The following is a 13,584-nucleotide window of genomic DNA, read 5'->3' as shown; positions in this document are numbered from 1 at the left end:
CTGGCAGCTGCGCGGCCTCATCTCGACGACTTCGGCGTCGCGTATCCGGGTTCTTGGCGCCGATTGATGGGACCGGCGTTCGCTGTGATGGGATGGTCGACTCGCGGTCGCCCGGTGCCACCGATGTCGGTGTGGCAAGCCTTTGCCGAGAGGGTCCAGGAACTGGCCGACCGGCGGGTTTGTGTCAGCACCGAAGATTTCGGCGGATTACGCAACGTCGATACCATCAACCGGATCGCCGACGGGCTGGGCCGGGATCGGCTGCACGTCGTCGCCGTCGCGCGTCCGTTCCATCGCCAACTTCCCTCCGCGTGGCAGGAGCGCATCAAGAGTCACGGGACGATTCGGTATTCGGACTGGCTTAATGCGGTGCTGGGCGAGGACCCGCGCGACGACTCGTACCGGCGCTTCTGGCGTTCCAACGACCTGGCTGGGGTGCTGCGCGCCTGGCGGCATGCTGTGCCGGCGGGCCGTTTCCATGTGGTGGTGTCCGACGAGAGCGATCACGGGCATCTGCTGCGGATCTTCGAAGCGTTGCTCGGGCTTCCTGACCACTTCCTGGAACTACAACCTGCCGTGAACGCCTCCCTCGACGCGGGTGCCGTCGAACTTCTCCGGCAGTTCAACCAACGGTTCCAGCACGGCAACTGGCCGACCGATCTGTACCGGCGCCTGATCCAGGAGGGGTTGAACAAGGGCTTCCAGACCGGAGCACCGGACCCAGCGGCCGCCAGGATCCCGCCGCTCCCGGATTGGGCTCTGGACCGGGTCCACGACCTGACCGCGACCCGCATCGCGACAATGCGCCAAGCAGGGGTGGTGATCCACGGCGACCCCGCAACACTGCAACCACCCGGCAGCTACCGCACCTCCGCCGAAGCGGTGGCCCTCGACGAGCCCACCATGATCTCCATCACCACCATGGTCGACGGGCTGATGACGATGGTCGAAGCCGCCGAGTCCGCCAAATCCCCGGCTGCTCGGACCGCACCCCTCGAACACGCCGCAGCCGCCGAGCTGGCCGCCGAACTGGTCCAGCGAGGTAAGCGTCGACTGCGGCGATCGCTGCAGCTACGCCGGCAACGACCTTCGGCGCCGACATCACACCGACGATCGGCCGATCGAGATCGCCGACAGCAAGACCCTCGTCCCAATCCGGGTCCCCATCCCGGACCCCAGCGACCGATCCCGACCAACGATGATCGGAAGGCGCCGATGTCTGCTGCCCGCGAGTAGCCCAACCGCATGACTGCGCAGGCAGTCACGGAAGAACCGTGGGTGACAGCCCTCCCAATCTGATTCCGCGCAAAGAGTTGCGCAGTCCGGAAACGCCATTCCCTGATCCTTCCGCGCCCGGAAGTTACTCCGCCGCCTGAACGAACTGAGCCGGCCAGAACGCGTCACGCGTGTCGCGTGAGGGCACATCCTCGTGGCCCCCGAACACGTGGCTTCTCGGGAATGAACGACTAGGGTCGAGGGGTTGAATCGTGTGGAGGTGTTAACGGCCATGGAGGTCGAAGAGGTCAAACTGCCCGGCGTCGGACTGCGCCGCGATTTCGCCTGCCTGAACGGCAGACGGGTCGGAGTGCTGTCGAAGAAGTCCGGTGAGCGGCAGCTGATCGTGTACGACGACGTGGATCCGGACTCGGTCCTGGTCAGCGTCGACATGGATGCCGACGAGGCGAGCGTGCTGGCGGAGTTGCTCGGTGCCCCGCGGGTGGTGGAGCGGTTGAACCGCCTGCGGGAACAGATCGAAGGGCTGGCGACCGCCGGCATCCCGATCTCACCGGAGTCGCCGTTCGTCGAGCGCACGCTCGGTGACGCGGAGATCCGCACCCGGACCGGCGTTTCGATCGTCGCAGTCGCACGCCGTGACGGCGTCGAGCTGTCACCGCGGCCGGATTTCCGGTTCCACGCAGGTGACAAGGTGGTCGTCGTGGGCACCGACGAGGGCGTGAAGGCGGCGGACGCCATCCTCAACCCGAGCAGCTGAGTCCGGACCGATCGTGCATCTGGACAGCCTCGCCCAGCTCTTCCTCGAGCTGGGCGCGGTGCTCTTCGGGCTCGGCATGCTGGCCCGGCTGGCCAGCCGATTCGGATTCTCGCCGATCCCGCTCTACCTGCTCGCCGGCCTGGCCTTCGGCAGCGGAGGCCTGCTGCCGATCGGAGCACCGCGCGGATTCTTCGAGACCGGGTCGCAGATCGGCGTCATCCTGCTGCTGTTGATGATCGGCCTGGAGTACACCGCCGAGGACCTGGTCGCCAACCTGCGCACCCAGGCTCCAGCCGGCGTCATCGACCTGTTGCTCAACGGCCTGCCCGGAGTCGGGTTCGCGCTCCTGATGGGCTGGGGGCCGACCGAGGCGCTGGCGATGTTCGGCATCACCGCGGTCAGCTCGTCGGGGATCATCTCCAAGGTGCTCACCGATCTGGGCAGGCTCGGCAACCGCGAAACCCCGGGCGTGCTCGGCGTGCTGGTGCTTGAGGACCTGGCAATGGCGGTCTACCTGCCGATCCTGACCGAGGTGGCGGCGTCGGCTGGTGGGCTCTCGGCCGTGGCCTCGACGATCATCGCGCTTGCCGTGCTCGCCGCGGTGCTGTTCATCGCGCTACGATTCGGCCCGGTCGTGACCCGGATCGTGGTGTCACGATCCAACGAGGTGCTGCTGCTCCGGTTGATCGGCCTGGCGATGCTGGTCGCCGGCGCCGCCGAGGCGGCCCATGTGTCGGCCGCAGTCGGCGCCTTCCTGCTCGGTATCGCGCTCTCGACCGATGTCGCCGAACGGATCCATCGGATCATCGAGCCGCTGCGGGACATCTTCGCGGCGATGTTTTTCGTATTCTTCGGGCTGAGCACCGACCCCGGCCAACTCCCCGGTGTGTTGCTGCCGGCGCTAGCACTGGCCGCGGTCGGGATCGCCACCAAATTCGGCACCGGCTGGGTGGCCGGCAAGCGGGCGGGTGTCGGCAAGCCCGGCCGGCTGAGGGCCGGCGCCGCGCTGGTACCAAGGGGCGAATTCTCGATCATCATCGCCGGACTGGTCGGCACCGCCGCGGCACCCGAGCTCGAGCCGGTCACCGCTGCGTACGTCCTGGTGCTGGCCATCGTCGGCCCGTTGGCGCCGCGATTGGCCGAGCCGCTGATCAGGAGGTTCGTGCTGGGCCGCCGCCCGGCACCGAAGCCTGCAGTGCGTGAGCTGGGGACCGAGACTCCCGACGCCTGATCAGGCGATCGACACCGGTCACCGCCGCGCGTCCGGCACGGTTGGCTCCGACGGTCGACTGGGACGGGCCGTGACCGATCAGGTGGACCCGCGGGTCGGCTGCCACCGCCGTGCCGTCCATCGCGATCCCACCGATCTCGTTGATCAACCCCAATGGCTGCAGATGATCAAGGGCCGGCCGGAATCCGGTGGCCCAGATGATCACGTCGGCCGGCTGGAAGCCGCCGTCGGCCAGCCGTACGCCCTCCGGCTCGATCGCGGTGAACATCGGCCGGCGCTGCAGTGCCCCGTTGGCCTCGGCCTGCCGGACAAAGGACGAGTGCCGGCTCAGTCCGGTGTAGGAGACGATGCTGCGCGGCGGCTGCCCGCGGCGCACGTCGGCCTCGACATTGGCGATCACTGCCCGGCCGGTCGTCTCGGGCTGGAACTCCTGGTCCAGCCAGACCGGCTCGCGCCGGGTGAACCAGCTGGTGGTGGTGATCGCGGAGATCTCGGCCAGCAACTGGACCGCGGAGATGCCGCCGCCGACCATGACCACGTGCTGGCCGTAGAACTCCTCGGCCGAGACGTAGTCGGCGGTGTGCAGCTGGCGTCCGGCGAAGGTCTCCTGGCCCGGATAAGACGGACGGCGCGGGTTGGTCCAGGTGCCGGTGGCGTTGATCACTGCGTCCGCCGACCAATTGTCGCGATCGGTCTCGATGGTCAACCTGCCGTCGGGATGATCATCGGCGCGGCGGACGGATCGGACCCGGACCGGTCGCAGGATCGGCAGATCGAAGCGGCGTTCGAAGTCCGCGAAGTATCGCGGCACCGCCTCCGAGCTCGGTGACTGCGGGTCGAGCGGCGGCTTGGGCAGACCCGGAAGATCGAAGATGCCGTTGACCGTGGCCATCCGCAGCGACCGCCAGCGGTGCTGCCAGGCACCACCCGGCCCGTCGTCGCCGTCCAGGATCACGCACGAAAGATCACCGTCCGACGCCTCGGCGACGGGTCGGTAGCCGCGCCGCATCAGGTGGTAGCCGGCCGACAACCCGGCCTGACCTGCACCAATCACCACGACGGACACCGCGGTGGTGATTTGATCGGCTGGAGTCACGTCCGAGTGAACGCCCAGAGCGTCGGTAGCCTTCCCGCCCTTCGACAAGCTCAGCGATCTCGACAAGCTCAGGAATCTCGACAGACTCAGGAATCTCGACAGACTCGGGAATCTCGACAGGCTCAGGGATCTATGGTCGCCCAGGCTGCAGTCGAACTCGACACCCGGAGCGCGGACACGACGACGATCAGCAACAGGACGACCGCGATCAGCAGGGTCCAGCGGCCGTGGCCCTTGACCACCAGCAGAGCTCCGAAGAGGCCGCCGAGGAACATCGTCAGGATCGACAGCGCCCGCCGGCCGAAGTGACTGTTCGTGCCACCACCAGCAGCACTGTCCGCCGAGATCCCGGTCAGCGTCAGGGTGAGCACCGTGGTGGTCAGGTCCGGCACGGCCAGTGCCCGAGCGGTCGCGTTCTGCAGCCCCATGGCGACACCCAGCAGCACCACCAGCACCCCGAGCGGCACTCCGGCGTACGACTGCCCCGAAGCGGGCGGCGCCAGGACTATGGTGACGACCAGCGCAGCGATCACCAGGATCGCCTGGAACGCACTGCCCAACAGCAGATGCCGGCCGCGATGGGCGGCCCAGCGATGCGCGATCCGGCCACCGAGCAGGGCTCCGACGACGAACGTGATCACCGCCGACAGCGAAGCCCACCAGACGAATCCCGATGCACCGCCCAGGGCGAAGGCCAGGAACACGACGTTGCCGGTCATGTTGGCCACGAAGACCCGGCCGAGCTCCAGATAGCTGAAGGCGTCGACCAGACCGGTGACCACGGTCAGCAGCAGGAGCAGCGGAGACAGTGGGCCGTGCGGATCATCGGGCCTGGGCGCGATCGTGTGCCAGCCGCTCGCCAGCTGCTCTTTCATGATCAGCGAGCCGCCCTTGATCAGCGGGGTTGGCGGAGCACGGCCGGTGGGAGCTCTGGAGCGGTCGTCGCCGGCCGGGCCTGGTACCAATAGGCCGTTGTGGCGATGTCGTCCTCGCGTTCGAAGAGACCGTGGTCCCAGGCGCCGATCTGCTGCACGGTGACCCGCAGGCTGGTGTCGAAGTAGACCGGATCGGGCAGGTGCCAGCGATACAACCCGTGGTTGGGCGGCATGCGGGTCGCGAACGGTGATGCCTGGGTGTGATCATCGACCTCGTATTGCGGATAGCCGATGTAGGGCGCAGAGAAGTTGATCACCTGCGGAGCCGGGTCGTTGCGCAGGGCGTCCTGGAAGGCCCAGGCCCCGCCCGCGTAGTCTTCCAGGCCGGTGCTGCACAGCGTGGGATAGTCGGTGTCGTCGTCGACGTAGAACTTGACCTCGCCCTCGCCCCACCAATACCGCTGCAATGCCGTCAGCGCGACATAGGTGCCGACGTAGGACCCCGGACCGGTCGCGTCATCGAGGATCACATGATCAACACCGAGCCCGGTATCGGCATTCGACCGCCGCCAGCGGGCGTGGAAGTAGCCGGCAGTGTCGTCGAGCCGATCTCCTTGGGTGTAGTCGATCTGGTAGTAGATCGACCCGATGTCCGCGGCATGCTCACTGGTCAGCGTCAGCCGGGCGCCGGTGCGGAACGGCATCGGGAAGTAGCAGTTCAGGCCGCCCGTCGGCGCGACGACGATCGGAGCCGAGGTGATCAGACAACGTCCGAAGCCGTTGCAGAAGAAGTCGCCCAGCGGCACCTCGACCGACGGCACGTCCGAGCCGTCCCAGTACGCCCGCAGCACCAGGTCCCGAAGCACGTACGGCCCGCCCGGGGTCCGGTCCGGAAGGGTGAACCAGATGTGCCTGATCACTCCCGGACCGTCGATCTCGGCCAGGGTGAGGGTCCCGCCGGCGGGCAGCGGGAGCGACGCTGACCCCTTCCGTCCCGGCCCGAGACCGGAGGCCGCACGGGCAGCCTGCCCGGGCGCCCCGGTCGGGTTCTCCGCGTTGATGGACCGGCTCCGTACGCCGGGGTTGAGACTGCTCCAGGAACTGAACAAGGCCGGACCCTTCGTATCGAACGGACTGGCCCGTGGTTCGTCAGTGGACCAGAGCTGCGAGCATCCCCGGCTCGTAGCTGCCTCCTACCGTACGGGTGATCACGTTGAGCCGGTTGGTGGCATTGACAAATGCGATCAGGCCCAGCAGCACGGCGATCTGATCATCGTCGAAATGCCGGCACACCTCGGCCCAGGTGCGATCGCTGACACCGGTGAATGCGTCGGCCAGCCGGGTGCCCTCCTCTGCCAACGCGAGCGCTGCCCGTTCCACATCGGAGAAGACCTCGGTCTCGCGCCAGACCGCGACCAGATTGAGCCGCAGCTGCGTCTCACCGGCAGCGATCGCCTCCTTGGTGTGCATGTCGACGCAGGGCGCGCAGCCGTTGATCTGGCTGACGCGCAGGCTGACCAACTCGCGGACGAGCTTGGGCACCTGCGACCCTTCGAAGACTTGACTGAAGCCGATCAGCCGCTTGGTCAACTGCCGTCCGACGTCGTTGCGCAGCAGGTCGAAACGGGATTCCATGATCAAAAGCCCTTCTCTCCGTCGCCGGCACGGTTCGGCCGGTCAGTCACGAGACGCTCCCGGGCTGGTGCCTGTGACAGGCTGCTGGTGTGATGGAGATCTCGGCGGAGTGCTGTCACGCACGACGCCCGCGGCGCGTCTGGTGGGAGTCGACTCAGGCGCACGAGAGGACAGGAACGTGCAGGAACCGGCAACGGATGCCACCGACAGCTTCGTCCGGCACCGGAAGCTGCTGTTCACGATCGCGTACGAGATGCTCGGCTCGGCCGGCGACGCCGAGGACGTGCTGCAGGAGACCTGGCTGCGGTGGATCGGAGTCGATCATGCGACCGTACGCGACCATCGGGCGTACCTGGTCCGGATCGCCACCCGGCAGACCTTGACCCAGCTGCGCCGGCTGGGACGGCGCAAGGAGTCCTATGTCGGTTCCTGGCTGCCCGAGCCGCTGCTCACCTCGCCGGATGTGGCCGAGGACGTCGAGCTGGCCGAGAGTGTGTCGCTGGCGATGCTGCTGGTGCTGGAGACGCTGTCGCCGATCGAACGGGCGGTGTTCGTTTTGCGCGAGGTGTTCGACGTCGGCTATGACGAGATCGCCGCAACGGTCGACAAGAGCCAGGACGCCGTACGCCAGATCGCCCACCGGGCCCGCGAGCACGTCCGCTCCCGGCGTCCTCGCGGCACGGTGTCGTCCGCGGAGGCGGACCGCGCGCTGCAGGCATTCCGGCAGGCGGTCGAGACCGGGCGCACCGACGACCTGCTGCAGTTGATCGCACCGGATGTGGTCATGATCGGCGACGGCGGCGGTGTCCGGCAGGCGATCCTGCATCCGCTGCGGGGTGCGCGCCGGGTGACCAGGCTGCTCACCGTGGGCCTCGCCGAGACCACCGGGCAGCTGACCGCGGAGTCGGTCTGGATCAACGGCTGGCCGGCACTGATCCTGCGGACCGACGGCCGGATCGACACGGTTCTCGCGCTCCGGTTCGACGACGGGCTGATCACCGGCCTCTACGGCATCCGCAACCCGGACAAACTCGGCCGGCTGGACCGGGAGACGGCGATCAGCCGCTGACGACCCGGCGCAGGCTGGCAGCATCGCGCCCCGGCGGCGCTCCGAACAGCCGCCGGTATTCGCGGTTGAACTGGGTGGGGCTGCTGTAGCCGACCGCCTGCCCGACCCTGGTGACGTCGTCCGCACCGGCCAGCAGGAGCGACCGCGCCTCCTGCAGCTGCAGCAGCTTCTGGAACTGCAACGGCGTCATCCCGGTGATGGCGCGGAAGTGCCGGTGAAAGGTGGAATTGCTCATCCCGGCAGTCCGCGCCAGACCGGGGACCGGGATCGGCCGGGCGTAGTCCTCGCGGATCCGGGCGATCGCCCGGCTGACGTGCACCAGGCTGCTGTCGGCGATCCCGATCCGCGCGATCCGGGGACCTGCGGGCCCGGTCAGCAACCGCCACAGGATCTCCCGCCGGATCATCGGCGCCAACACGGCCGCGTCGCCCGGGTGGCCGCCGGACTGTGCGGGCCGATCGAGCGGTCGCAGCAACCTGGCGACCGCATCGAGCAAGGCAGCATCGGCGGTCAGGGTGCCGATCGCTGATTCGGCTGCTCCGGGCGTCCGCATCCCGACCGCCGGCAGCCGACCAAGATCAGGTAGCAGGCTGGCGATGTCGGCCGCTCGCAGCGGCAGGGTGACGGCGAGCGCCGGATGGTCCGGACGAGCGTCGATGAAGTGGCCGGACAGCGGCAGGGTCGTCGTCACCACCAGACACTGGCCAGGGCCGTATTCGACCAGATCGCTGCCGGCGTACAGCCGCTTGCCGCCCTGGGCCATCAGGATGAACAGCGGCTCGGTCAACTGGTAATCCGGCTCGGTGGTCTGGTGCCGGGAGAGCAGCAGCCCGTCGATCGCCGTCCGGGGATCCGGGCGGGCCTCCCGGAGCACCCGTTGACGGATCTCCTCGAGCAGAGCCGCCGGGTCCATGCCACTAATATGCCATCACTGAGCGCGCCTGGCTCCTCGCGATCAGACCGCGATGACAGGATCAGGCAAGATGTTGTGACTTCTGATCTACCGCCGGGGCTGCCTGCGAGCTTGGATCGACATCATGAAAACCTGGCTCATCACCGGTTGTTCCACCGGCTTCGGACGCGAACTCGCCACAGCTGCCCTGGCCCACGGGCAGCAGGTGGCCGTCACGGCCCGCCACCCCGGCGACATCGCCGACATCGTCGCCCCATACGACTCGAGCGCCGCCCTGGCGCTGGCGCTGGACGTCACTGATCCGGAGAGCGTCTCGATAGCCGTGGCTGCGGGGCACGAACACTTCGGCAGCATCGACGTGCTCCTCAACAACGCGGGCATCAGCTACTTCGGAGGGGTCGAGGAAAGCGACCCGCAGGCCGTGCGGCGGCTTTTCGAGATCAACTTCTTCGGCCTGATGCGCGTAACCAACGCGGTGCTGCCGCTGATGCGCGAGCAGCGCTCAGGCACCATCGTCAACCTGGCCTCGATCGCCGGACTGAACGGATTCCCGGGCGTCGGCTACTACAGCGCCTCCAAATTCGCCGTCGAAGGCGTCTCCGAGGCCCTGGCCCAGGAGGTCGATGCCTTCGGGATCCGCGTCCTGCTGGTCGAGCCGAGCGCCTTCCGTACGGACTGGGCCCGGTCGTCGGCGACAGTTGCCGAGCCGATCGCCGCCTACGACAGGACGCCGTTGCGGCAGCAGGTCGAAGCGGCCAGTGACCCGGCCACACCGCTGCCCGGCGATCCGGCCAAGGCCGCCGGGGCGATCATCGCCGATGTGCTGCGGAGTGGCAGCAACCTGCATCTACCACTGGGCGCAGCCTCCTACCTCGCCACCACCGCGAAGCTGGATCGGCTGCGGGCCGAGTACGACGCCCTTGAGCAGATCGCCCGCGCCGCGGACGACCTCCCGGCAGCTGTCTGACCCGGTCGGCCGATGATCGTCACGCCCGGGCCGCCGCAACGCTCTCACGGCGCCGGGCCTGTTCGGCCGGATCGGGCACCGGGACCGCGTCGATCAACCGCCGGGTGTACGGATCCTGCGGTGTGAAGAGGATCTGGTGCCGGTCGCCGATCTCGGCGACCCGGCCGTTGTGCAGGACGACGACCCGGTCACAGAGCTCGTCGACGACAGCAAGATCATGACTGATGAACAGGCACGCGAATCCCAACCGGGACTGCAATTCCCTGAAGGTGTCCAGCACCCGGGCCTGCACCGAGACGTCCAGGGCGCTGGTCGGTTCGTCGGCGATCAACAAGGTTGGATCGAGCGCCAGCGCCCGGGCGATCGCGGCCCGTTGCCGCTGGCCACCGGAAAGCTCATGCGGATAACGGAACCGCCACGCCTCCCCCAGCCCGACATCGGAGAGCAGCTGGGTGACCCGATCGTCCACCTCTGCCGCCGGCACCCCAGCCACCAGCCGGAGAGGTTCGGCGATGGTCCGATGCACGGTGTAGCGGGGATTCAGCGACAGCAGCGGATTCTGGAAGACGATTCCGATCTTGCTCCGCGCAGCCCGGCGGCGGGCCCCGGAGGTGTCGGCCAGTGATACCCCGTCGACGGTGACAACGCCGGAGGTGATCGGCGCGAGGCCGGCGATCGCCTTGCCGATCGTGGTCTTGCCGCTGCCCGATTCCCCCACCAGGCCGAGGATCTCGCCGCGTCCGACCGAGAAGCTGACCTCGTCGACGGCGCGGAACTTGTGCCCGATCCGGTGGCCGTATTCGACGACCAGATCCTCCATGATCAACACCGGGGTATCGGCCTCGGGACCGGGATCGGCCTGCCCACGTCGTCCCAGCCGGGGTACAGCGTCCAGCAACTGTCGGGTGTAGTCGGCCGACGGCGCGCCGAAGATCTCGGTCGCGGTCCCCTCCTCCTCGACCTTGCCATTGCGCATCACCACGACCCGGTCGGCAAGATCGGCTACCACGCCCATGTCGTGGGTGATCAACAGGATGCTGGTGGTCCGGTCCCGGCGAAGCTTGCGCAGCACGTCGAGTACCTCTGCCTGGACCGTGACGTCCAGGGCGGTGGTCGGTTCGTCGGCGATCAGCAGGTCGGGATCGGCCGCCAGCGCGATCGCGATCATCACCCGCTGGCACTGGCCGCCGGACAGCTCGTGCGGATACTGCTTGAGCCGGCGCTCGGGCTCCGGGATCTCGACCGACTCCAGCAGGTCGAGGCAGCGGGCGCGGACCGCCGCCCGGTCCAGATCCGGACTGGACCTGCGGACGGCCTCGGCCATCTGGAATCCGATCGAGTAGACCGGGTCCAGAGCGGCGACCGGGTCCTGGAAGATCATCGAGACCACCCGGCCGCGGATCATGCGGCGCTGCTGTTCGGTGGCGGCGACGGTGTCCAGTCCGCCGACGACGATCCGGCCCCTGACCCGGCTGCCGAAAGGAGTGATGCCGAGCACGCTCATCGCGGTCATGCTCTTGCCGGATCCGGACTCTCCGACCAGGGCCACCACCTCGGCGGAGCCGATCGCGAACGAGACGTCGTCGACGACGACCGATTCGTGTCCCTTGTCCCCGAAGGCGACACTGAGATGCTCGACCGCCAGCACGGCTGCTTCTGACTGGTCCGCCATCACATCTCCCCGTTCTGCGAGTCGTCTCGCGCGTTGTCCTGCGCCTTGCTCTGCCGGGCATCGCGGACGGCCTTGTAGGTCTCCCACGCCTGGCGCATCGTCTGGTGGTATTCGGCGAGCCAGATCATGTAGTCGCGTCCGTTCTCGAGCTTCTTGACGACCCCGGCGTCCTGCGGGTCGTCCGACTTGCCGACCACCGCCAGCGCGCGCTCCATCACGTCCCGCTGCCGGCCGAGGTAGCGCGGCTCCCCGGCCAGCCAGCTGCCCCAGATGTCGGCCTCGGTGCGGAAGTAGTAGCGCCGCTCGCCGGGAGCGACGTAGCGCTTGATGAAACCCTCGTCCAGCAATCGCCGGGTGGACATCGACACCGATCCGGAACTGGCGTGCAGGTCCTCCGCGATCTGGGCCGAGGACGCGTACGGTGCGGGCAGGATCATCAGGTAGGCCAGGACCCGGCCGTCCATCAGCGGACTGCCCGAGCCGTGCCAGAAAGTCGCGAAGTCCTCGATGAACTCCCGCCGCTCGGCCGACAGCCCGGCCGATCCGCGGCCGTTGACCGGCTGCCGAACATCGCTCGGCCCCGGATCACCGTCGTCCCGTGCCGTCGCCATCGTCTGGATTCCCGTCCTCTCCTGCACCATTGCTCGTCCGGGGCCCGTTATGCCACCCCTGCGGAGATCAACGGGTCCTCGTCTCCGGGCACGTCCCAGGGCGTCATGCTCATCCCGCCGCCGTTGCGCACGGACGTGATCGCACCGGAGGTGTCCCGAAGGTAGCGGATATCCTCGTCGATCGCGCCGAAACGGCTGCCGGCCGTCGCGCGGACCGTGTCGGCGTCGGTGATCTCCAGCCGCACCGGCAGTTCGAGCGGCGTCGGCGAGCCGGGATCGATCTGCAGCAGCCGGTCGCCGACCACGGCGATGTCGGCCACGCCCCAGTTGCCGGCGAACCGGCCCGTCACCGTCGCCGGGTCGACATCGGCGGGCATCTGCGACAGCGGCGTGCCGGGTGCGGACTCGTCGGCGGCGGCGAACAGCAGCGACAGGATGCCGCGGCCGATGACGCTGGCCGGGCCTGCGGCGCAGTTGGTCAGCACCGACACCACGACACCGGACTCCGGCTCGAACAGCGACTGGGTGATGTGGCCCGGGAAGCCGCCCGAGTGGCCGACCACCCGGGTGCCGTCGACCTTCTCGTTGCCGAAACCGATCCCGTAGCCACCCGAGCTCTCCTTGTCCGAGCCCTTCCACGCCTCGTGCTGCAGCAGCCACTTGGAGTGGTCGGTCAGCAGCCGGTCATCGCCGGGCAGGTGGGCGGAGAAGTAGTGCACCAGGTCCTCGGCGGTGCTGTAGAAGCCGGTCGCCGACGACATCGCATGGGTATCGACGTGGTCGATCGGCTTGCGGGTCCGGGCCGCGTGCAGGCCGGAGTAGCCCCGGACCCACTCCTCTGCAGGCCGGCTCTTGTCGAAATCCGGTCCGGTGTTGGCCAGTCCGAGCTTGTCGATGATCTCGGCCTTGACGTAGTCGCGGTAGCTCTGCCCCGAAGCCGCGGCAACCACCAGACCGAGCAGTGAGTAGCCCAGGTTGCTGTAGTTGAACTTGCTGCCGACCGGCGTCTTGGTGCCATGGTCGAGAACCAGGTCCAGCAGCTTCTCCTCGTCCGGGAACGGCTGCGCCAGTTGCCAGTGGTCGGAGTCCAGGCCGTCCCGGATGACACCGGCACTCTGCTCGGCGAGCTCGCGGACCGTGGCATCGGCGATCGGCGAACCGGCGGCGGCCAGCTGCGGGATGTACTGTCCGACGGGATCGTCGAAGCGCAGCTTGCCCGCTTCCACCAGCTGGGCCAGAGCGGTTGCGGTGAAGGTCTTGGAGTGGCTGGCGATCCGGAACAGATGCCCGGTCCCCAGCCGTACGCCCTTCTCGACGTCTGCCGACCCGTACGCCGTGGAGAACAGCACCTCGTCCCGGTGCCCGATCGCCACCTGGACGCCGGGAACGCGCAACTGCCAGGTCTTGTACGCCGCCCAGCTGTCGATGTAGGGAAGGGTCGCGCGATAGCGGTCGAGGAGCTGGTCATCGGATGAAGTGGGGGTATTGGTCACAGTCGGTGCTCTCTCGTCTTGATCATGAA

At 68.1% G+C, this 13,584-nt stretch carries 13 protein-coding genes; 5 read left to right on the top strand and 8 right to left on the bottom strand.

What is annotated here, in order from left to right; genetic code table 11:
- Nucleotides 1–123 precede the first annotated feature (123 nt).
- From IEY07_RS21490 to IEY07_RS21480, 3 genes are all read left to right on the top strand, one after another.
- Complete coding sequence (locus IEY07_RS21490) at nucleotides 124–1,236, top strand: hypothetical protein (RefSeq protein WP_188897755.1); 1,113 nt, start codon at nucleotides 124–126, stop codon at nucleotides 1,234–1,236.
- 271 nt (nucleotides 1,237–1,507) lie between these two features.
- Complete coding sequence (locus IEY07_RS21485) at nucleotides 1,508–1,993, top strand: cation:proton antiporter regulatory subunit (protein WP_188897753.1); 486 nt, start codon at nucleotides 1,508–1,510, stop codon at nucleotides 1,991–1,993.
- 13 nt (nucleotides 1,994–2,006) lie between these two features.
- Nucleotides 2,007–3,224, top strand: coding sequence for a cation:proton antiporter (locus IEY07_RS21480; RefSeq protein ID WP_229670485.1), 1,218 nt, complete (start codon nucleotides 2,007–2,009; stop codon nucleotides 3,222–3,224).
- On the opposite strand, the gene IEY07_RS21475 is transcribed toward IEY07_RS21480, so the two are convergent.
- The 4 genes from IEY07_RS21475 to IEY07_RS21460 all read right to left on the bottom strand — a co-directional run bounded on the left by IEY07_RS21475 (nucleotide 3,145) and on the right by IEY07_RS21460 (nucleotide 6,830).
- Nucleotides 3,145–4,281 (bottom strand): NAD(P)-binding domain-containing protein, encoded by a 1,137-nt coding sequence (locus IEY07_RS21475; RefSeq protein ID WP_188897751.1) that lies wholly within the window; start codon nucleotides 4,279–4,281, stop codon nucleotides 3,145–3,147. The genes IEY07_RS21480 and IEY07_RS21475 overlap by 80 nt on opposite strands.
- Before the next feature lie 161 nt (nucleotides 4,282–4,442).
- On the bottom strand, nucleotides 4,443–5,195 hold the full coding sequence (locus tag IEY07_RS21470) for a YoaK family protein (protein ID WP_188897749.1): 753 nt from the start codon (nucleotides 5,193–5,195) through the stop codon (nucleotides 4,443–4,445).
- Nucleotides 5,196–5,215: 20 nt separating this feature from the next.
- Entirely contained in the window at nucleotides 5,216–6,304 is a 1,089-nt protein-coding gene (locus tag IEY07_RS21465) for a glycoside hydrolase family 172 protein (protein ID WP_188897747.1), read from the bottom strand.
- A 40-nt stretch (nucleotides 6,305–6,344) separates the two neighbouring features.
- Nucleotides 6,345–6,830 (bottom strand): carboxymuconolactone decarboxylase family protein, encoded by a 486-nt coding sequence (locus IEY07_RS21460; RefSeq protein ID WP_188897745.1) that lies wholly within the window; start codon nucleotides 6,828–6,830, stop codon nucleotides 6,345–6,347.
- Nucleotides 6,831–7,008: 178 nt separating this feature from the next.
- On the opposite strand from IEY07_RS21460, the gene IEY07_RS21455 reads away from it, so the two are divergent.
- On the top strand, nucleotides 7,009–7,899 hold the full coding sequence (locus IEY07_RS21455; protein WP_229670484.1) for an RNA polymerase sigma-70 factor: 891 nt from the start codon (nucleotides 7,009–7,011) through the stop codon (nucleotides 7,897–7,899).
- Here IEY07_RS21455 and IEY07_RS21450 read toward each other — a convergent pair.
- A complete protein-coding gene (locus tag IEY07_RS21450) occupies nucleotides 7,889–8,812 on the bottom strand; it encodes an AraC family transcriptional regulator (RefSeq protein WP_188897742.1) in 924 nt (307 codons plus the stop codon). The genes IEY07_RS21455 and IEY07_RS21450 overlap by 11 nt on opposite strands.
- Nucleotides 8,813–8,936: 124 nt before the next feature.
- On the opposite strand from IEY07_RS21450, the gene IEY07_RS21445 reads away from it, so the two are divergent.
- Nucleotides 8,937–9,779 carry an oxidoreductase gene (locus tag IEY07_RS21445; protein WP_188897740.1) on the top strand — a complete coding sequence of 281 codons (843 nt, stop codon included), beginning with the start codon at nucleotides 8,937–8,939 and terminating at the stop codon, nucleotides 9,777–9,779.
- A gap of 19 nt (nucleotides 9,780–9,798) precedes the next feature.
- Here IEY07_RS21445 and IEY07_RS21440 read toward each other — a convergent pair whose 3' ends face one another.
- Genes IEY07_RS21440 through IEY07_RS21430 form a run of 3 tightly spaced genes read right to left on the bottom strand, consistent with a single transcriptional unit; the run spans nucleotide 9,799 to nucleotide 13,555 of the window.
- Complete coding sequence (locus IEY07_RS21440; protein WP_188897738.1) at nucleotides 9,799–11,451, bottom strand: dipeptide ABC transporter ATP-binding protein; 1,653 nt, start codon at nucleotides 11,449–11,451, stop codon at nucleotides 9,799–9,801.
- A complete protein-coding gene (locus IEY07_RS21435; protein WP_188897736.1) occupies nucleotides 11,451–12,062 on the bottom strand; it encodes a GbsR/MarR family transcriptional regulator in 612 nt (203 codons plus the stop codon). Before IEY07_RS21435 ends, IEY07_RS21440 begins: the two co-directional genes overlap by 1 nt.
- 47 nt (nucleotides 12,063–12,109) lie before the next feature.
- Nucleotides 12,110–13,555, bottom strand: coding sequence for a serine hydrolase domain-containing protein (locus IEY07_RS21430; protein WP_188897734.1), 1,446 nt, complete (start codon nucleotides 13,553–13,555; stop codon nucleotides 12,110–12,112).
- Nucleotides 13,556–13,584: the final 29 nt, after the last annotated feature.

The sequence above is a fragment of the Microlunatus endophyticus genome, assembly GCF_014646195.1.
Classification (GTDB): domain Bacteria; phylum Actinomycetota; class Actinomycetes; order Propionibacteriales; family Propionibacteriaceae; genus Microlunatus; species Microlunatus endophyticus.
Note: the sequence above shows the minus strand (reverse complement) of the source record. Positions and strands in the feature narration are given on the sequence as shown.